Below are 17432 nucleotides of genomic sequence, written 5' to 3'. Positions count from 1 at the left end.
GGGGAGTTTTGGTTGGGGGGGGGGGGGGGGGGGGGGGCGCCCGCCCCCCCCCCCCCCCCCCCACCACGCCGCAGGAATCGTCATGACCGCTGCAACAACTGCTGCATCCATCGCCCCTTCCCCCGCCGAAGCGCCCAACGTGCTGCTCGACGTGAACGGGATCGAGGTGATCTACAACCACGTGATCCTGGTGCTCAAGGGCGTGTCCCTGCAGGTGCCGGAAGGCAGGATCGTGGCGTTGCTGGGCGCCAACGGCGCGGGCAAGACCACGACCTTGCGCGCCATCTCGAACCTGCTCAAGGGCGAGCGCGGCGACGTCACCAAGGGCCATATCCAATACCGCGGCCAGCGCATCGAACGGCTGTCGCCGTCGGAACTGGTCAAGCGCGGCGTCGTGCAGGTGATGGAGGGTCGGCATTGCTTTGCCCACCTGACCATCGAAGAGAACCTGTTGACCGGCGCCTACACCCGCAGCATGAGCCGCGGCGACACCGCGGCCGCGCTGGAACGCGTGTACCAATACTTCCCGCGCCTGAAGCAGCGCCGCGGGAGCCAGTCCGGCTATACGTCGGGCGGCGAACAGCAGATGACCGCTATCGGCCGCGCGCTGATGGCCAACCCCAACATGATCCTGCTGGACGAACCGTCCATGGGCCTGGCCCCGCAGATCGTGGAAGAGATTTTCGAGATCGTGCGCGATCTGAACCAGCGCGAACGCGTGAGCTTCCTGCTGGCCGAACAGAACACCAACATCGCGCTGCGCTATGCCGATTACGGCTACATCCTGGAAAACGGGCGCGTGATGATGGACGGCGCCGCGCGGGACCTGGCCCAGAACGAGGACGTCAAAGAGTTCTACCTGGGCATTTCCAGCGGTGAAAGAAAGAGTTTCCGCGACAACAAGTTCTACCGCCGCCGCAAACGCTGGCTGGCCTGATCCCTGGAGCGGCAGCGCCGGTGTGGACCGGCGCCCCGCCGGCAACGACACCGCAATACGGCACACGAGAGGGTGCGATCCCATGTCCGAGTTTTTCGATGTCCTGGAAACCCGAGCGCCCGAGCAACGCGAGCGCGAGCTGATGGCCGCCTTGCCCGGCGCGATTGCACGGGCGATCGCGCGCGCCCCGGCAATCGCCGAACAGCTGCGCGGCGTTGACCCCGCCACCATCACGTCGCGCGCGGCGCTGGCCCGCCTGCCCGTGCTGCGCAAGCACGAACTGCTGGAACGCCAGCAGCACAGCCGCGACGATGCGGCGGCGCCTGCGGGCCCGGCCAAAGCCTTCGGCGGATTCTCCGCGATCGGCTGGGGCGAAGCGATGCGCGTCTTCGCCTCGCCCGGCCCCATTTACGAACCGGAAAGCGCGCGCGCGGATTACTGGCGTTTTGCGCGCGCCCTGTACGCGGCCGGCTTTCGCGCCGGGGAACTGGCGTACAACTGCTTTTCCTACCACTTCACCCCGGCCGGCTCCATGATGGAGACGGCAGCGCATGCCGTGGGCTGCACGGTCTTTCCCGGCGGCACGGGCCAGACCGAACAGCAGGTGCGCGCCATTCAGGACCTGGCACCCAGCGGCTACACGGGCACGCCCAGTTTCCTGAAGATCATCCTCGAGAAATCCGACGAACTGGGCGTGAAGCTGGATTCGCTGCGGCGCGCGCTGGTGTCGGGCGAAGCCTTTCCGCCGTCGCTGCGCGACTGGCTGGCGGCCCGCGGCATCGAAGGCTACCAGGCCTACGGCAGCGCCGACCTGGGCATGATCGCCTTCGAGACGCCTGCCCGCCAGGGGCTGGTGTTGGGCGAAGACATCATCGTGGAAATCGTGCGCCCCGGCACCGGAGAGCCCGTGCCTGACGGCGAGGTCGGCGAAGTGGTGGTTACCACGCTGAATCCGGACTATCCGCTGGTGCGCTTCGGCACCGGCGACCTGTCGGCCGTCATGCCCGGCATTTCGCCTTGCGGGCGCACCAACACCCGCATCAAGGGCTGGATGGGCCGCGCGGATCAGACCACCAAAGTACGCGGCATGTTCGTCCACCCCTCGCAGGTCGCGGACGTGGTGCGGCGCCACCCTGAAATCCTGCGCGCCCGCCTCGTCATCAGCGGCAGCACCGGATCGGACCGCATGGTGCTGAAGGTGGATTCGCGGGTACGCGGCGAAGAGCTGTCCAACCGCATCGCCGAATCCGTGCGCGACGTGACCAAGCTGCGCGCTGACGTGGAATGGGTGGACGCCGACGGCCTGCCGAACGACGGTAAGGTCATCGACGACGTGCGCACCTACGAGTAGCGCAGGTTCAGTTGCCCAGCGGCCGCGCCAGCCATTCGCGGCCGCGCAGCATGCCGTTCCAGTAGATCCACGGCAACAGCGTTGCCTTCAGGAACCACGCGCTCTTGCGAGGCACCGTGGGGTCCAGCGGGAAGGTGGGCAGCAGCTTGCCGCCGTAGCCGAACTCGGCCAGCACGATGCGGCCGCGCTCGACCGTCAGCGGGCACGAGCCGTAGCCGTCGTACGTGACGGGCATGGCGTGGCCTTCGCGCACCGCGATCAGGTTTTCGGTCACGGTGACGATCTGCTTGCGCGCGGCGGCGGCCGTCTTGGCGTTGCTGGTGCTGATGCCATCGCCCAGGCCGAACACGTTGTCAAAGCGCACATGCCGCAGGCTGCCGGGGTCAACCTCGCACCAGCCGGCCGCATCCGCCAGCGCGCTGTCGCGCACGACGTCATGCGGCACTTGCGGCGGCACGGCGTGCAGCATGTCGAAAGACTTCTCCACGCGCGACACACTGCCGTCGGCGCCCTTCACATCGAACCAGGCCTTGCGCACCGGCCCGTCCACGGCCACCAGCGCGGAATTGAACGCCAGGTTGATGCCATAGCTCTCGACATAGCGCATCAGCGGCGGCACAAACGTGGGCACGCCGAACAGCGCCGCGCCCGCCAGGTCGAATTCAACATGCATGCGGTCCAGCACACCGGTCCGGCGCCAATGGTCGCAGGCCAGATACATCGCCTTTTGCGGCGCGCCCGCGCATTTGATCGGCATGGCCGGCTGGGTGAACAGCGCCTGCCCTTGCCTCAACGACCGCACCAGTTCCCAGGTATAGGGCGCCAGGTCGTAGCGATAGTTGGACGTCACCCCGTTCTGGCCAAGCGCGTCGGACAGCCCGTCGATCTTGTCCCAGGCCAGCCGCAGGCCGGGACATACGATCAGTTGCTGGTACGTCAGGCTGCCGCCGTCGGCCAGGCGCACCCGGTTCGCTTGCGGTTCGAAACCCGCGGCCGACGTATGCAGCCACGTGGCCCGCGACGGCATTACCGAACGGGTCGGGCGCATGGTCTTCTTCACATCGAACACGCCGCCGCCCACCAGCGTCCAGGCCGGCTGGTAATAATGCTTGTCGCTGGGTTCGATGACGGCAATGCGCAAATCCGGCCGGCGCCGCAGCAAACTGGCGGTCACGCCGATGCCTGCCGCGCCTCCTCCTACCACCACCACGTCGAAATCGGCGGATGCGGCGGGTGCTGACTGTACCTGGGGCATGCTTGTCTCCGCGCCGGGTTACCGGCTTTTGAATGGTTCAAGGGCGGACCAGTCCGGGTTCACGCCAGTGACTCCATTGCGCGGCCGCAGTACAAACTGGATAGCGTCTTCATGACCTGGCTGACTTCGAAGCTGGCCATCTGGTAGTAGACGTACTTGCCGTCGCGGCGCGTCGTGACGAGCCCCTCGTCGCGCAGCACGCCCAGTTGTTGAGACAAGGTCGGTTGGCGGATGCCGGTCAGCGATTCCAGTTCACTCACGTTGCGTTCGTTCTGCACCAATTGGCACAGCAGCAGCAGGCGGTCTTCGTTGGCCAGCGCTTTGAGCAGCGCGCAGGCCTGGGCCGCGGATTCCCGCAGGACGGCAAGTTCGCAATCGGTCAGGGCGGCATTCATAAGGCGTATCGGCAGGTCGGACAATAGCGGATCATTATATTGACGGATAAATTATCAAACAATATTATTTAAATATATATATTGTCATCTGCTGGCGGCCATGAGTCCTCACATCCAAGCCTTTTTCGATCCCGTCACCGCTACCGTCACCTACGTCGTGCACGACGGCAGCGCCTGCGCCATCATCGATTCGGTGCTGGACTACGACCCCAAATCCGGGCGCAGCAGCACCGCCAGCGCGGACCGCGTGGCGGCCTATGTGCGCAAAGCGGGGCTCACCACCCAATGGCTGCTGGAAACCCACGCCCACGCGGACCATCTGTCGGCCGCCCCGTATCTGCAGCGGCAGTTGGGCGGGGTCATCGCCATCGGGCAAAGCATCCGCACCGTGCAAGGCGTCTTCAAGCAGATCTTCAACCTGGAACCCGAGTTCCAGCTAGACGGCTCCCAGTTCGGCCACCTGTTCACCGATGGCGAAACCTTCCGCATCGGCGCGTTGGAAGCCACCGCGATCCATGTGCCCGGGCACACGCCAGCCGACATGGCCTATCTGGTGGGCGACGCCGCCTTCGTAGGCGACACGATGTTCATGCCGGATGTGGGCACCGCGCGCTGCGATTTCCCTGGCGGCGACGCCCATCAGCTGTACCGCTCGATCCAGCGGCTGCTGGGCCTGCCGGGCGGCACGCGGCTCTTCATGTGCCACGACTACCCGCCACCGGGACGCGAAGCCCACTGGCAGACCTCGGTGGCCGAACAGCGCACCGCCAACATCCATGTGCATGACGGCATCAGCGAAGACGAGTTCGTCGCCATGCGCACCCGGCGCGACGCCACCCTGTCCATGCCCACCCTGATCTTGCCCGCCATCCAGGTGAACATCCGCGCCGGCCATTTCCCGCCGCCAGAGGACAACGGCGTGCGCTACCTGAAAATCCCCATCGACGGGCTCTGACTCGGGCGCCCGCGCCGCACTTGCGCGCCGGGCGCTTATCCCGCAAGATCGGCCGATCTCCCGATTGCCGATCAGACGGATTCCCCATGTTCGCAGAAGCCGAAGCCGACCCCAGCCTGTCCAAGGAAGCATTCAAACCGGTGGAAGCGCGGCTGCGCGTCGCCCTGCTGAACGCGCAATACCAGCGCCTTGAAAAGGCAGAAAAGACGCTGCTGATCGTGGTGGCGGGGATCGACGGCGCCGGCAAGGGCGCCACGGTCAACCTGCTGAACGAATGGATGGATCCGCGCCACATCAAGACGCTGGCCTATGGCCCGCCCGAAGGCGACGAGCAGGACCGGCCGCCTTTTTGGCGCTACTGGAAAGACCTGCCGCCCAAGGGCAGCACGGGCATCGTGTTCGGGTCCTGGTATGCGCCGCTGATCATTGAATCGGCCCGCAAGAAGCCCAACCAGGACGCCATCGAAGCGCAATCCGCCGCGATCCGCCGCTTCGAGGCGATGCTGGCCGCCGAAGGCGTGCAGATCGTCAAACTGTGGTTCCACCTGTCTGCCAAGGCGCAGAAGGACCGGGCAGAGCGCCTGCTGGCCAGCCCCGAAACCTCGTGGCAGGTCAGCCCCGTGGACTTGAAGGTCTACAAGAAATACGACCGCATCCGCGCCGGCGGCCAGGTTGTGCTGAACCACACCGACAGCGGCCACGCGCCCTGGGTGGTCATCCCCAGCGCCGACGAGAACTTGCGGTCGGCCCGCACCGCCGAGGCGGTACTGGCGGCGATGCGCCAGCGCGGCGTGCCCCGCATTCCGCAATCGTTCCTGGCGCATTCCGCGCCCGCCCGCATTGTCGACCGCCTGGGCGAACTGGATTATGAAGCCCGCGTCGACAAGGGCGACTACGAGTCCGAACTCGGCCTGCTGCAAGGCCGGCTGGCCCGCGCCGCACGGTCCAAGAAATTCCAGGACCGTTCGCTGGTGCTGGTGTTCGAAGGGCAGGATGCCGCCGGCAAGGGCGGCGCCATCCGGCGCGTGACCCATGCGCTGGACGCCCGGCAATTCGACATCACGCCGGTCGCCGCCCCGAACAGCTATGAACTGTCACGCCCTTATCTGTGGCGCTTCTGGCGGCAGTTGCCGCGCCATGGCCGCGTCGCGATCTTCGACCGGTCCTGGTATGGCCGCGTGCTGGTCGAACGCGTCGAGAAGCTGACCGCGCCCGCCCACTGGCGTCGCGCCTACGCCGAGATCAACGACTTCGAGGAACAACTGGCGGCCAGCGGCGCGATCGTGCTGAAATTCTGGCTGGCCGTGACCGCCGACGTGCAGCTGGAACGCTTCAAGGAACGCGAGAAATCGCCCTTCAAGAATTTCAAGATCACACCCGACGACTGGCGCAACCGCGACAAATGGAAGGAATACGCAGCCGCAGCCAACGAGATGCTGGCCCGCACCGACATCGCACACGCGCCGTGGCATCTGGTGTCCGCCAACGACAAGCGCTACGCTCGGCTGCAAGTGCTGCGACACGTCGTCGAAGCGATGGAAAACCAACTCTGAATCCCGACAGGAGGCCCTGCGCCATGAGTACCGCCGAAATCCGCCCCATCGTCGCTGCCGACTTCGAAGTCTGGCTGCCGCTGTGGAAGAGCTACCAGGAGTTCTACCGCGTCAGCATTGACGACGCGGTCACCCGCAACACCTGGGCGCGCTTCCTGGACCCCGCCGAGCCCATGCACGCGGCGCTTGCCTACGACAGCGGCCGCGCCATCGGCATGGTGCACTGGATTTTCCACCGCTCCACCTGGACGGCAGGCGATTACTGTTATCTGCAGGACCTGTACGTGGACCCGGACGTACGCGGCACGGGCGCGGGCCGCAAGCTGATCGAACACGTCTACGCCCAGGCCGCCGCCAACAACTGCGCGCGCGTGTACTGGCTGACGCACGAGACCAACGCGACCGCCATGCAGTTGTACGACCGCATCGCGGACCGCTCCGGCTTCATTCAGTACCGCAAGGTGATGGCTTGAGCGCTCGCGACCCGAACTGCCCCCTGTGCCAGGAAGACGGCGGCACGCTGCTGTGGCGTGGCCCGCACTTGCGCGTGATCGAAGTGGACGATGCCGACTATCCCGGCTTCACGCGTGTGATCTGGAACGCCCACCTGGCGGAAATGACCAGCCTGTCCACGCACGGGCGCGATCTGCTGATGCGCGCCGTGTATGCGGTGGAAGAAGCGCAGCAATCGGTCCTGACGCCGGACAAGATCAATCTGGCGTCGCTGGGCAACATGGTGCCGCACCTGCACTGGCATGTGATTCCGCGCTGGCGCGGCGATCGCCATTTCCCCGACCCGATCTGGGCGACGCCCCGCGTCGCAGCCGGTTCGGAGCCTGCGGAATGGCGCGAACGCCAGGCCCGCACGCAGGCCTTGCTGCCGCGCTATCGCAACCGCGTGATCGAAGCGATGAACGCGTTGCTCATGCACTGAACGCCGGCGCCCGCCGGTAGATAAAACGTCAGGCAGCGCGCACGGGCCGGCCCAGTTCGGCCAGCCAGTGCGTGTAGACGTGCTCCACCTGGCCAGCAGTGCGCTCGGCGGAAAACAGGCCTTGGCCGCAGATCAGCTCGCGGCCAGCGTCGCCCATGCGACGGCGCAGGGCCGGGTCCGCCAGCAGGGTTTCCAGCGCCGCCGCCAACGCGGCGGGATCGCGCGGCGGCACCAGCAGCCCGGTCTCGCCCGCCTGCATGGTTTCCGGCACGCCGCCCACGTCCGTGCCAATGACGGGCACGCCCATCGCCGCGGCTTCGATGAACACCGTGCCCAGGGCCTCCCGGTGGGTCGGCAAGGCAAACACGTCCAAGGCCATCAGCACGTTGCCGATATCCTGCCGGCGTCCGGTGAAATGCACCCGGTCCGTCAGCCCCAACGCCGACACCTTCGCCTGCAACTGGTCGAACAAGGGCATGCCGTCGCCCACCAGGACCAGATGCGCCGAGGGGAAGCGGGGGCAAACCCGGTGGAACGCGTCGATCAGATCGCCGTGGCCCTTTTCGGCCCGCATCACGGCAACGCAGCCCACCACCAGCGCGTCCGGGGGCAGCCCCAGCTCATCGCGCACGCAAGCGCCTTCGCGTACCTGCGGCAACACGACCGGCGAATGGATCGTCGCGACCGACTCCGGCCGCGCGCCGCCCTCCAGCAATTGCGTGCGCACATAGCGGCTGACGGCAATGACTCGGTGCGCCAGCCACGTATAGGCATAAAGGGAATTGATGGGCTTGGCCAGATGCCGCGTGCGCACGATCAACGGCGTGCCGGCCAGGCGCGCAGCGATGGCGGCCAGCACGGTGTCGCGGCGGCTGTGCGTATTCACGACGTCGAAACGCTCGCGCCGCAGCAGGCGCCGCATGAACACCACGCCGCGCAGGAAGTTGCCCGCACCGTCCATGACGATTCGGTGCACCGTGAAGCCGGCCTCGCTCAGGCGGTCTCCGAGTTCGGCCCCGGGCTGGCAGACCAGCTCCAGGTGATGGCCGCGCTCGCGCATGGCGATCATCTCTTTGTAGATGCAGAATTCCTGCCCGCCGAACGACGTGGCCGCCTCGGTGTGCAGGATGCGTAGGCGGGCGCCGGTGTTGCCGGCTTGCGGTTCAGCGGGAGTGGGCATCATGGGCTGACAAGTCTTCAGCGGCGTTGAGATCGTTCCAGCTGCGGTTCTGCAGCAGCAGGAAGGCTTCGAGGTAGGCAACGTCGTCCGGCTCCAGCGGGAGCGCAGATTGCGCCTGGCACTCGTGCGCGCACTCCGACGCCGTCAGTTCGCGGCCGGTCCACACGCGGATTCCGCCGGTGCGGGAAAAATCGAATCGTGACCCCTCCCGTTGCCACGTCAATAGGCGCATGCTGGGCGCCAAGCGCTTGACGTAGTACTGGCCATACGTGGGTTGGCCTGCGGGAAGCGCCAAGGACTCCCCCACTTCGACCAGACGGCTCTTCGCGCCGGAGTTAGCGGGTGTATGGATCAGCACCGATAAGGTAGGCAGGGTCATGTGCTAGGAGAGGTCGCCAGGCGGCATCGCTAGCCACAAGCTGGTCAATATGCTCAAGAAAAAAGCTGTTTTAGAAATCGACTGAAATATCTATTACGTGTCGACGCATCAAAGACCGAAATTTAGTCGAAATCCTGAAGGAAGTCATTGGTAGAGGCCGCAATGCCCACCCACAAGCTTTCCTTCGAATTCGGCGAGTTTTTAAATATTTTCATCGAAATTGGCCGAAGTTAGCGATAAACGGCCCAATCTGAATAATTTATTCAGTTAAAATTCAGCTTCAATTTGTCATCTTAACAAAATATTACCAAGGAGGCCCAGTGACCCAGCAGGTTCCGGCTCATTCCCGCCGCCCCTCGTTCCTCCAGGCTTTCCTGCAATCCGAAGCGCTGGGCGGCTACGTGCTGATGGCCGCCGCCCTCGCGGCCCTGATCATCGCCAACAGCCCGGCCGCTCCCCTCTACTTCGAGGTTCTGGGCACCAAACTGGGCTTTCACGCGGGGCCCGTTATGCTGCGCGAAACCGTGCTGCACTGGATCAACGACGGCCTGATGGCCGTGTTCTTCCTGCTGGTGGGTCTGGAGATCAAGCGCGAGGTGCTGGATGGCCAATTGCGCGGCGCTGCAAGAATCGTCCTGCCGGGCATCGCCGCGCTGGGCGGCATGCTGGTGCCGGCGCTGATCTACGTGCTGGTCAACCTGGGCAACCCCGACACCCTGCGCGGCTGGGCGATCCCCGCCGCCACCGACATCGCCTTCGCGCTGGGCATCCTGGCGCTGCTGGGCAGCCGCGTGCCGACCTCGCTGAAGATCTTCCTGACCGCACTGGCGATCCTGGATGATCTGGGCGCCATCGTCATCATCGCGCTGTTCTATACCTCGCAACTGAAAGTCTTCGCGCTCATCATGGCGGGCGCCTTGCTGGCCTGCCTGTTCTGCCTGAACCGCGCAGGCGTGCTGCGGCTGACCCCCTACCTGCTGATCGGCGCCGTGCTGTGGTATTTCGTGCTGAAGTCCGGCGTGCATGCCACGTTGGCCGGCGTGGCGCTGGCGCTGACGATCCCGCTGCGTCCGCGCAATGCAGGCCAGCCGCAGGCGCATTCGCCGCTGCATGACCTGGAACACGCGCTGCACAAACCCGTGGCGCTGCTGATCGTGCCGGTGTTCGGGTTCGCCAACGCGGGCGTGTCGTTCGCCGGCATGGGACTGGACAGCCTGGCGCAACCGGTGCCGCTGGGCGTGGCACTGGGCTTGTTCCTGGGCAAGCAGCTGGGCGTGTTCGGCTTCGCGTGGGTGGCCATCAAGACAGGCGTCGCCAGCCTGCCGCGCCACGCATCGCTGACGCAGTTGTACGGCGTGGCGCTACTGTGCGGCATCGGCTTCACGATGAGTCTCTTCATCGGCGCGCTGGCCTTCACCGACGCGGCCACCGTGGATGCCACCAAGATCGGCGTGCTGACCGGATCCCTCGCTTCGGCGGTGGCCGGATTCCTGCTGCTGCGCCTGGGCGGCAAGCCGCCGGAAGCCGCACCGCCACGATGAATCCGCGCGGAGCCTGTCGCCGCCGCCGGGGTCCAGGGTCGAAATATCGAAGGTGGCCGCGCTGCCGGGTGCCTTGCGCTACGGCTGCTGGCAGGCGTGCACGCCATTCGCGATCGCCTGCGCCACCCGTTTGACGACTTCAGGGCGGGCCAGGCGGCGTTCCTCGTCCGGATTCACGATCACCCCCACCTCTACCAGCACCGCAGGCATCGGCGCCGTCTTCAACACCGCCAACCCGTCGAAACGGTGCACACCCAGACGGCGGTCCAGCAACGGCCGGTTTTCGCCGGCGATCGGTTCCGCGTGATACAGCGACGGCTTCTCGCCCGCGGCCACCAACTGCTCGCCGATGGCGCGCGCGCAGCGCAGGCTTTGTTCGTACCTGGGATTGCGTTCCGACACGAACACGGAGAACCCCGCAAACTCGCGCTGGCGCCCCGCATCGATGTACTGCTGCTGCATCGAGTCGTGATGGATCGAGACAAAGAAATCCGCCGTCGGCGCTATGCGCGAACGCTTGCCCAGTTCGACTTCGGCGCCATTGGCCGCCACCTGGGTCACGCGATCGCCGGCGGCGCGCAGAACGGCCGCCACCAGATTGCTGACATCCAGGTTGTACAGATACTCCACCCGCCCGCTTGCGCCCGTCGCGCCCGGCCGGTTGGGGGTGTGCCCGGTATCCACCACGATGTGCGCGGCCTGCGCGGGCAACCCCAGCAGAACGCCCGCGCATAACGCCACGCACGCCGCAGTGCCCCGGAAACGATGGATGAAAGCTGATGCCACGCTGATGACCGCCTGCAAGAAGGGTAGGCATCTGGGAAAGGCCCAGCCGCCGGAATGGGCCAGATGTTACCGGCAACCGGCGGCCCGATGGCGTTCAGGCGTTGCTCAAGCTGAAGGGCTACCATCCAGGGATGCTCCTTGCGTCGGGGAGGTCGCACTCGCGCCTTCCCCTGCAAGGCCTGTTGCCGGCTCCGCGCCACGATGCAGCATGCGCGGGCCTGCCGGCATTCCTGAACCGGAGGTTGCAGCATGAGCCAGTTGAATGGAAAAGTCGCCGTCGTGACCGGCGCCGCCAGCGGTATCGGCAAGGAAATCGCCCTGACGCTTGCGCGCGCAGGCGCGACCATTGCGATTGCCGACCTGAACCAGGCCGGGGCCGACGCCGTTGCCCGCGAAATTGAACAGGCCGGCGGCAAGGCGATGGGCGTGGCGATGGACGTCACCAGCGAAGACGCCGTGAACCAGGGCATCGACAAGGTCGCGGCCGCCTACGGCAGCATCGACATCCTGATCTCGAACGCCGGCATCCAGATCGTGAACCCTATCGAGAACTACGCCTTTTCGGATTGGAAGAAGATGCAGGCCATCCACGTGGACGGTGCCTTCCTGACGACCAAGGCGGCGCTCAAGCACATGTACCAGGACAATCGCGGCGGCGTGGTCATCTACATGGGATCGGTGCATTCGCACGAAGCCTCGCCCCTGAAGTCCGCCTACGTGGCCGCCAAGCATGCGCTGCTGGGCCTGGCCCGCGTGCTGGCCAAGGAAGGCGCGGCGCACAACGTGCGTTCGCACGTCATCTGCCCGGGCTTCGTGCGCACACCGCTGGTGGAAAAGCAGATCCCCGAGCAGGCCCGCGAACTGGGCATCAGCGAAGAAGACGTGGTGAAGAAGGTGATGCTGGGCGATACGGTGGACGGCGTCTTCACCACCGTGGAAGACGTGGCCCAGACCGCGTTGTTCCTGTGCGCCTTTCCCAGCGCGGCCTTCACCGGCCAGTCATTCGTGGTCAGCCACGGCTGGTACATGCAATAGGCGAATGGATGCGCCGAAGTTGATACCCTTATGCCGTTGAGCCGGCGCGCGGCGTTGCGCGCTGGCCGTCATTGGCCTGCCTGCGGGCATAAGGAATCCCATGTCTTTCAGCTTTGACGCCTGGGCGCGCAACGCCGCGCTCTATGAAAAAACGCGCGACATGCCGTTCAACCAAGAACTGGCCAGCGGCCGGCTCGACGAGAACGCATTCAAGCACTACATGATTCAGGACGCGCACTACCTGGTGGCGTTCGGGCGCGCGCTGGCGATCGCGGCCGCCAAGGCGGACGACGCCGACGGCGTCGTGCAATTCGCGGACGCGGCCAAAGGCGCAGTGGTGGCCGAGCGTTCGCTGCACGCGGGCTTCATGAAGCAGTTCGGCATCGACGCGGCCACTTTCGAAGCCACCCCGCTGACGCCCGCCAGCCATCACTACACCAGCTTCCTGATCGCCACCGCCTGGAGCGCGCCCTACCCGGTGGCGCTCGCCGCCTTGCTGCCGTGCTTCTGGATCTATGCCGAGATCGGCCGCGAGATCCATGCCCGCGCGGCGCGCCCGAATCCCTATGCGGCGTGGATCGACACCTATGCCGGCGACGATTTCCACGCGCTGGTGCGGTCCGTGATTGCATCGGTAGACCGCGCCGCGGAAACGGCGTCGGCACAAACGCGCGAGGCCATGCACCAGGCCTACACGCACGCCGCCCAGCTGGAATGGATGTTCTGGGACTCGGCCCACCGCCAGGCCGGCTGGCCGGTCTGAGCTCGGCACGGGCCGGCGCTTGCGAGCTAGCCGGCCCGTGTTCCGGCGGGCGCGCAGGCCATGCTCGCCTCCCGCTTAGAACTGGTAGCGCGTGCTCAGCAGGAAACTGCGTGGCGTGCCGTAGTAGTTGCCGCCGTTGTTGCCTTCCAGTGAATCGAAATAGCGCTTGTCGAACAGGTTGTTCACGTTCAACTGGATATCCAACTGGCGGTTGACCTTGTAGCCGGCGACCAGATCAACCACAGCATAGGGTGATTGCGTGATCACGTACCCGGCACTACGGGTCGTCGACTGTGTCGTGGTCTTGCTTTGCGCGCGCACCGCGCCGCCCACCCGCCACCCGTCAAGGGCGCCTGGCAGGTGATACATGGCCGATACCTTGAACTGGTGCTGCGGGATGTAGCTGGCGTAAGGCTGGCCGGCCGCACCGTCCACGCCGCCGCTTGAAACCTTTGCCCGCGTGTACGAATAGCCGACGCCCACATTCAGCCGCGGCAGCAATTCGCCATTGACGTCGATCTCCACCCCTTCGCTCTTCACCTCGCCCACGGCCCGGTAGCAGTTGGTGGCTACGAAGCACGAAGGAATGTCCGTCACGGCTTGCGGCAGGTTCGTCTGCGTCGTCGAGAACAATGCGATAGCGGCGTTGACGCGCTCGTCCAGATAGCTGCCCTTCAGGCCGATCTCGTAGTTGATTCCCTCCACCGGCTTGAGCACGGTGCCGGACGTGTCCAGGTAGTACTGGGGCTTGAAGATGCTGGAATAGCTGGCATAGACCGAATGGTTGTCGTTCAGGTCGTAGACCAGCGCGGCGTAAGGCGTGAAGTGGGCGTCTTCGCCGAACTTGCGGTGGCTGCTCCAGCTGCCCTGCGTCTGCTTGTTGTCGAAGTCGAACCAATCCATCCGCGCGCCGAGGATCATGCTCAACGGATCCGCCAGGCTGAAACGGCCCGTCGCATACGCTGACGTCAGGTCAGAGCGCTGGTCGCGCCGCCACATCGTGTCTTTGGTGAAGTCCTGGCGACGCATGGAATCCGGGTTCCAGGTCGAGGGATCCACGCCCGAGACCATCAGGTAGCCGCCCGGCTCGTTCAGGTAGCTATAGCCGTTGTCGAGCCATCGGTCGTTGCGGTAGCTTGCGCCCACTGCGATGTCGTGCTGGCGGCCGAACAGGGTGACGGGGCCTTGCGCGGACAAGTCGAAGCTGCGCTGCTTCTTGTCGTAGTCGTAGCGGCCGCCCATTACGTCGTACACGTTGCCGCTCAGACCGCTGTCGCTGGCGACGAAATACGCGCCGTCCAACGACGATTTGGCATTGACCCCCCGAGCCGCGGCGCGCGCAATCCAACCATTTTCGAAATTGTGCTTGAGCTCCGCGAAGAGGCTGTACTCGCTCTTGTCCCAGTAGCTCCATGACGGCGAGAACCGCCGCGACCGCCGGATATCCAGCGGTGATCCGTCGATCGCGGTGGGTACCCCCATCCATTCGGAACCCGGGTTGTCTTCGCGGTTGGAATGCCCGCCCAGCGTCAGCGTGGTGTTGGCGGTGATGTCGATGTCCACCACCCCGTAGTACAGCTGCTTGCGGCTGCTGTAGCCGTCGGTGAAGTAGTCCCGCGATTGCTGCGACGTCACGAAGCGGCCGCGCACGGAACCGCTGTCGTTCAGCGGGCCGCTCGCGTCGAATTCGCCCGAGAAATTGTTCCAGGAGCCCGCACGCGCGGTAGCGATGAATTGGGCCGCATCGGTCGGCTGCTTGCGCACGAAGTTGATGGTGCCGGAGGGGTCGCCCATGCCGGTCATGAGACCCGTGGGGCCGCGCACGACTTCCACGTGGTCGTACATCGCCGTGGTGCTGTAGGTGGACGTGTCCGTCTCGTACGACACGGGCAGACCGTCCATCAGGAAGGTGTTGATGGTGAAGCCGCGCGAGAAATAGCGCGAGCGATCGTTGCTCCAGTGGTTCACCGTGACGCCGGTGGTGCTATTGGCCACGTCATCGATCGTCTGCATCGCAAAGTCGTCCAGCTTCTGCCGGGTGACCACGCTGACGGACTGCGGCGTTTCCTGAATGGTCAGCGGCAACTTGGTCGCCGTGTTCATGGCGCCGGTGGTGTAGGAGCCCGTGTCTTCGGTGATCGAGTTGCCTTTGCCCACGACCGTAATGGTGTTCAACATGACGCTGGACGTGTCGCCCTCCGCCTGGCGCGACACGGACACGCTGCTGCCGGACCGTTCGAACACCAATCCCGTGCCAGCCAGCAAGGCCCGCAACGCCTGGTCCGGCGTCAGGCTGCCCGACACTGCGGGCGCCTTCAGGCCCCGCACGGTGTCGGGCGCGTAGGCCAATTCCAGCGCGGCCTGCGTCGCCAGCTGCGTCAATGCGCCTTCCAGCGATTGCGCGGGGATGTTCAAGGACAGCGGCGCCTCCTGCGCCTGGGCGGCAGGCTGCGGGATGGCCAGCGCCAGCAGCACGGACACAGCCAGCACGGTCAACCCGCGCGTCGGCAAAGCCAGGCGCGCAGCGGCGCGGGTAGAGGGTCCAGAAGGGATACGGTTCACGGGACTAGCATTCCTGGAGGGGTCTTGAGACAGGGCTCGCCAGTCAGCCGGATGCGGAAGATTCTGGCGGCGCAGCGGCATCGGATCGATGCCCTTGGGAGACAAGACGCCTGTCGCGGTGAAATCCCTGATGGAAAAACGCTGCTGAATAGTAACTATTCGTAATTTCATTCGCCGCGCAAGGTGGGCGGCGGGCTGTCAGCCTTGCTTGGCTAACGGCGGACGATCAGGGACGAGCCATCCGGGCCGGCTTGCACGCGCACCGGCGCAATCGCGGGCAACAAGTCCAGGAACGCCCGGGGGTTGTCGACGCTGAATACGCCCGACACCCGGATTGCGGCCACGTCCGCGCCGGACACGCGGATCGGCGCGTGGCCATAACGGTTCATCTCGGCCACGGCGTCGCCCAGCGGGACATCGCGGAACACCGCGCGGCCGGTATGCCAGGCCAGCAGGTTCGGCACGTCCCATTTTTCGGAGGGCGACAGGCGTCCCCCCTCGACCGTGCGGGTGCCCTGCCCCGCGCTCAACAGCACCTGGCTGCGGTTCCACCAATGCCCGGCCTCGACCGCCACCGTGCCGGCCTCGACGGCCACACGTACGGCGTCGCCGTCGCGCCGCACGTTGAATCGCGTGCCGGTCACCCGGACGGTCGCGCCGCCCGCTTCCACGTAGAACGGCCGGCTGGCGTCCGGCGTCACCGAAAACGTGGCCTCTCCGGCAGCAAGCGCCACCACGCGGCGGTTGTCATACAGCGCCACCGACAATTGCGTGGCCGTGTTCAGGTCGACGACCGACGCATCAGGCAACGTCACGTGCTGGCGTTGCCCCGGCTGCGTGGCGTACTGCGCCGAGTAGCCGGGATCCCCCGCGATCCATCGTGGCAACACCACGGCTGCGACCACAGCGGCGGTACAGGCCACCGCCACGCCCGCCATGACACGGCGGCGCGACGACACGGCACGGGGCCGGCGGGCGGCGGCGGGCGCCTCTTGCAGCAGCGCGCGCAACCGGTCTTCGCCCAACTGGCTGCTGGCGTTCCAGATGCCGCGCGCGCGCCGGTATTCCAGGTCGTGCGCGGGGTCTGCCCGCAGCCACGCGTCGAACTGCTGGCGTTCGGCCTGGCTCATCTGTTCCGAATGCACGCGGGCGAACCAAAAGGCCGCCGCGTCGCGGGGATCAGTCAGGGTGTCTGGGTCGATGGGGTCTGTCATTGCGCGGCGGATCAATCCGGGCAGAAGTGTTTCAGCTGTTCGCGGATTTCTCGCGTGGCGTCCATGATATAGCGCTCGACCGTGTTCAGCGCCAAGCCCATCCGGGCAGCGACTTCGGGCTGCGTATAGCCCTCAAGGCGGCACCAGACATAGGCTTGCCGCTTCTTCAACGGCAGGCTGGCCAGGGCGCATTCCAGCGCATCGGCCAACTGGCGCGCACGCGCGTCGGACTCAGGATCATGCCACTGCGCAGGGTCATCCGCCGCCCACGCCTCCAGCGACACCTCGTCATGCCGCGTCTGCCGCCGGATCTCGCTGATCAGCCGGTTCTGCGCCGCCCGGAACAGATAGGACTTGCCATTCAATACGCCGCTGTTCGCCCCGCTCAACAAACCGGCCATCACGTCCTGGGCCGCGTCCTCGGCATCGCAAGGCCTGGAATTGCGCTTGGCCCACGCGCCCACCAACTCGCCGTAATGGGCGAGCCAGGCTTTCAGGCTGCTGGGGGGACGGGACATGAGGGCGACTGCGGCAAAGGCACGAAGGCCGCAATATTAACAATGATTCTCAATTAATAAACAATATCCCGCGC

The 17432-nt window shown here is 65.7% G+C and carries 17 protein-coding genes; 9 read left to right on the top strand and 8 right to left on the bottom strand.

Annotated elements, in window-relative coordinates; translation table 11 throughout:
- Window positions 1-82 precede the first annotated feature (82 nt).
- Both AC27VE_RS12475 and AC27VE_RS12470 read left to right on the top strand, forming a co-directional pair.
- Complete coding sequence (locus AC27VE_RS12475) at window positions 83-937, top strand: ABC transporter ATP-binding protein (protein ID WP_427962287.1); 855 nt, start codon at window positions 83-85, stop codon at window positions 935-937.
- An 82-nt stretch (window positions 938-1019) separates the two neighbouring features.
- Window positions 1020-2288, top strand: a complete 1269-nt coding sequence (locus tag AC27VE_RS12470; protein ID WP_427962289.1) for a phenylacetate--CoA ligase family protein — start codon at window positions 1020-1022, stop codon at window positions 2286-2288.
- A gap of 7 nt (window positions 2289-2295) precedes the next feature.
- Here AC27VE_RS12470 and AC27VE_RS12465 read toward each other — a convergent pair whose 3' ends face one another.
- On the bottom strand, window positions 2296-3543 hold the full coding sequence (locus tag AC27VE_RS12465; protein ID WP_488704015.1) for an NAD(P)/FAD-dependent oxidoreductase: 1248 nt from the start codon (window positions 3541-3543) through the stop codon (window positions 2296-2298).
- 59 nt (window positions 3544-3602) lie between these two features.
- Window positions 3603-3938 (bottom strand): ArsR/SmtB family transcription factor, encoded by a 336-nt coding sequence (locus tag AC27VE_RS12460; protein WP_006224778.1) that lies wholly within the window; start codon window positions 3936-3938, stop codon window positions 3603-3605.
- 100 nt (window positions 3939-4038) lie between these two features.
- Here AC27VE_RS12460 and AC27VE_RS12455 point away from each other — a divergent pair, with 100 nt between their 5' ends.
- From AC27VE_RS12455 to AC27VE_RS12440, 4 genes are all read left to right on the top strand, one after another.
- A complete protein-coding gene (locus tag AC27VE_RS12455; protein WP_488704014.1) occupies window positions 4039-4893 on the top strand; it encodes an MBL fold metallo-hydrolase in 855 nt (284 codons plus the stop codon).
- An 86-nt stretch (window positions 4894-4979) separates the two neighbouring features.
- Window positions 4980-6446 (top strand): polyphosphate:AMP phosphotransferase, encoded by a 1467-nt coding sequence (pap, locus tag AC27VE_RS12450; RefSeq protein WP_488704013.1) that lies wholly within the window; start codon window positions 4980-4982, stop codon window positions 6444-6446.
- 23 nt (window positions 6447-6469) lie between these two features.
- On the top strand, window positions 6470-6919 hold the full coding sequence (locus tag AC27VE_RS12445; RefSeq protein ID WP_488704012.1) for a GNAT family N-acetyltransferase: 450 nt from the start codon (window positions 6470-6472) through the stop codon (window positions 6917-6919).
- A complete protein-coding gene (locus AC27VE_RS12440; protein WP_427962296.1) occupies window positions 6916-7380 on the top strand; it encodes an HIT family protein in 465 nt (154 codons plus the stop codon). Before AC27VE_RS12445 ends, AC27VE_RS12440 begins: the two co-directional genes overlap by 4 nt.
- Window positions 7381-7408: 28 nt before the next feature.
- Here the strand turns inward: AC27VE_RS12440 and AC27VE_RS12435 are convergent, their stop codons facing one another.
- Window positions 7409-8563, bottom strand: coding sequence for a glycosyltransferase (locus AC27VE_RS12435; RefSeq protein WP_488704011.1), 1155 nt, complete (start codon window positions 8561-8563; stop codon window positions 7409-7411).
- Complete coding sequence (locus tag AC27VE_RS12430; protein ID WP_488704010.1) at window positions 8544-8939, bottom strand: hydrogenase; 396 nt, start codon at window positions 8937-8939, stop codon at window positions 8544-8546. Before AC27VE_RS12430 ends, AC27VE_RS12435 begins: the two co-directional genes overlap by 20 nt.
- 320 nt (window positions 8940-9259) lie before the next feature.
- Between AC27VE_RS12430 and nhaA the strand changes: the two genes are divergently transcribed.
- Complete coding sequence (gene nhaA, locus AC27VE_RS12425) at window positions 9260-10480, top strand: Na+/H+ antiporter NhaA (protein ID WP_488704009.1); 1221 nt, start codon at window positions 9260-9262, stop codon at window positions 10478-10480.
- Window positions 10481-10558: 78 nt separating this feature from the next.
- On the opposite strand, the gene AC27VE_RS12420 is transcribed toward nhaA, so the two are convergent.
- Window positions 10559-11266 (bottom strand): N-acetylmuramoyl-L-alanine amidase family protein, encoded by a 708-nt coding sequence (locus AC27VE_RS12420; RefSeq protein WP_488704008.1) that lies wholly within the window; start codon window positions 11264-11266, stop codon window positions 10559-10561.
- Window positions 11267-11515: 249 nt separating this feature from the next.
- Here AC27VE_RS12420 and AC27VE_RS12415 point away from each other — a divergent pair, with 249 nt between their 5' ends.
- Together AC27VE_RS12415 and tenA are read left to right on the top strand one after the other, a co-directional pair.
- Window positions 11516-12301 carry a 3-hydroxybutyrate dehydrogenase gene (locus AC27VE_RS12415; RefSeq protein ID WP_315135961.1) on the top strand — a complete coding sequence of 262 codons (786 nt, stop codon included), beginning with the start codon at window positions 11516-11518 and terminating at the stop codon, window positions 12299-12301.
- A 100-nt stretch (window positions 12302-12401) separates the two neighbouring features.
- Window positions 12402-13064 carry a thiaminase II gene (gene tenA, locus AC27VE_RS12410; RefSeq protein WP_488704007.1) on the top strand — a complete coding sequence of 221 codons (663 nt, stop codon included), beginning with the start codon at window positions 12402-12404 and terminating at the stop codon, window positions 13062-13064.
- Between the two features lie 75 nt (window positions 13065-13139).
- Here the strand turns inward: tenA and AC27VE_RS12405 are convergent, their stop codons facing one another.
- The 3 genes from AC27VE_RS12405 to AC27VE_RS12395 form a co-directional block, all read right to left on the bottom strand.
- The gene (locus AC27VE_RS12405; RefSeq protein ID WP_488704006.1) at window positions 13140-15626 is read right to left on the bottom strand and encodes a TonB-dependent siderophore receptor; all 2487 of its coding nucleotides are present in this window, start codon (window positions 15624-15626) and stop codon (window positions 13140-13142) included.
- A gap of 212 nt (window positions 15627-15838) precedes the next feature.
- On the bottom strand, window positions 15839-16840 hold the full coding sequence (locus AC27VE_RS12400) for a FecR family protein (protein WP_488704005.1): 1002 nt from the start codon (window positions 16838-16840) through the stop codon (window positions 15839-15841).
- An 11-nt stretch (window positions 16841-16851) separates the two neighbouring features.
- Entirely contained in the window at window positions 16852-17358 is a 507-nt protein-coding gene (locus tag AC27VE_RS12395; protein WP_427962306.1) for an RNA polymerase sigma factor, read from the bottom strand.
- Window positions 17359-17432 lie beyond the last annotated feature (74 nt).

The organism is Achromobacter sp. 18P8.1.1 (genome assembly GCF_057799415.1).
The sequence above is the reverse complement of the archived record's forward strand: the minus strand, read 5'-3'. Positions and strand labels throughout refer to the sequence as shown.

Coding starts and splice junctions, on each gene's coding strand:
- AC27VE_RS12475 (WP_427962287.1), top strand. CDS start 83: ATGACCGCTGCAACAACTGCTGCATCCATCGCCCCTTCCCCCGCCGAA.
- AC27VE_RS12470 (WP_427962289.1), top strand. CDS start 1,020: ATGTCCGAGTTTTTCGATGTCCTGGAAACCCGAGCGCCCGAGCAACGC.
- AC27VE_RS12465 (WP_488704015.1), bottom strand. CDS start 3,543: ATGCCCCAGGTACAGTCAGCACCCGCCGCATCCGCCGATTTCGACGTG.
- AC27VE_RS12460 (WP_006224778.1), bottom strand. CDS start 3,938: ATGAATGCCGCCCTGACCGATTGCGAACTTGCCGTCCTGCGGGAATCC.
- AC27VE_RS12455 (WP_488704014.1), top strand. CDS start 4,039: ATGAGTCCTCACATCCAAGCCTTTTTCGATCCCGTCACCGCTACCGTC.
- pap (WP_488704013.1), top strand. CDS start 4,980: ATGTTCGCAGAAGCCGAAGCCGACCCCAGCCTGTCCAAGGAAGCATTC.
- AC27VE_RS12445 (WP_488704012.1), top strand. CDS start 6,470: ATGAGTACCGCCGAAATCCGCCCCATCGTCGCTGCCGACTTCGAAGTC.
- AC27VE_RS12435 (WP_488704011.1), bottom strand. CDS start 8,563: ATGATGCCCACTCCCGCTGAACCGCAAGCCGGCAACACCGGCGCCCGC.
- AC27VE_RS12430 (WP_488704010.1), bottom strand. CDS start 8,939: ATGACCCTGCCTACCTTATCGGTGCTGATCCATACACCCGCTAACTCC.
- AC27VE_RS12415 (WP_315135961.1), top strand. CDS start 11,516: ATGAGCCAGTTGAATGGAAAAGTCGCCGTCGTGACCGGCGCCGCCAGC.
- tenA (WP_488704007.1), top strand. CDS start 12,402: ATGTCTTTCAGCTTTGACGCCTGGGCGCGCAACGCCGCGCTCTATGAA.
- AC27VE_RS12400 (WP_488704005.1), bottom strand. CDS start 16,840: ATGACAGACCCCATCGACCCAGACACCCTGACTGATCCCCGCGACGCG.
- AC27VE_RS12395 (WP_427962306.1), bottom strand. CDS start 17,358: ATGTCCCGTCCCCCCAGCAGCCTGAAAGCCTGGCTCGCCCATTACGGC.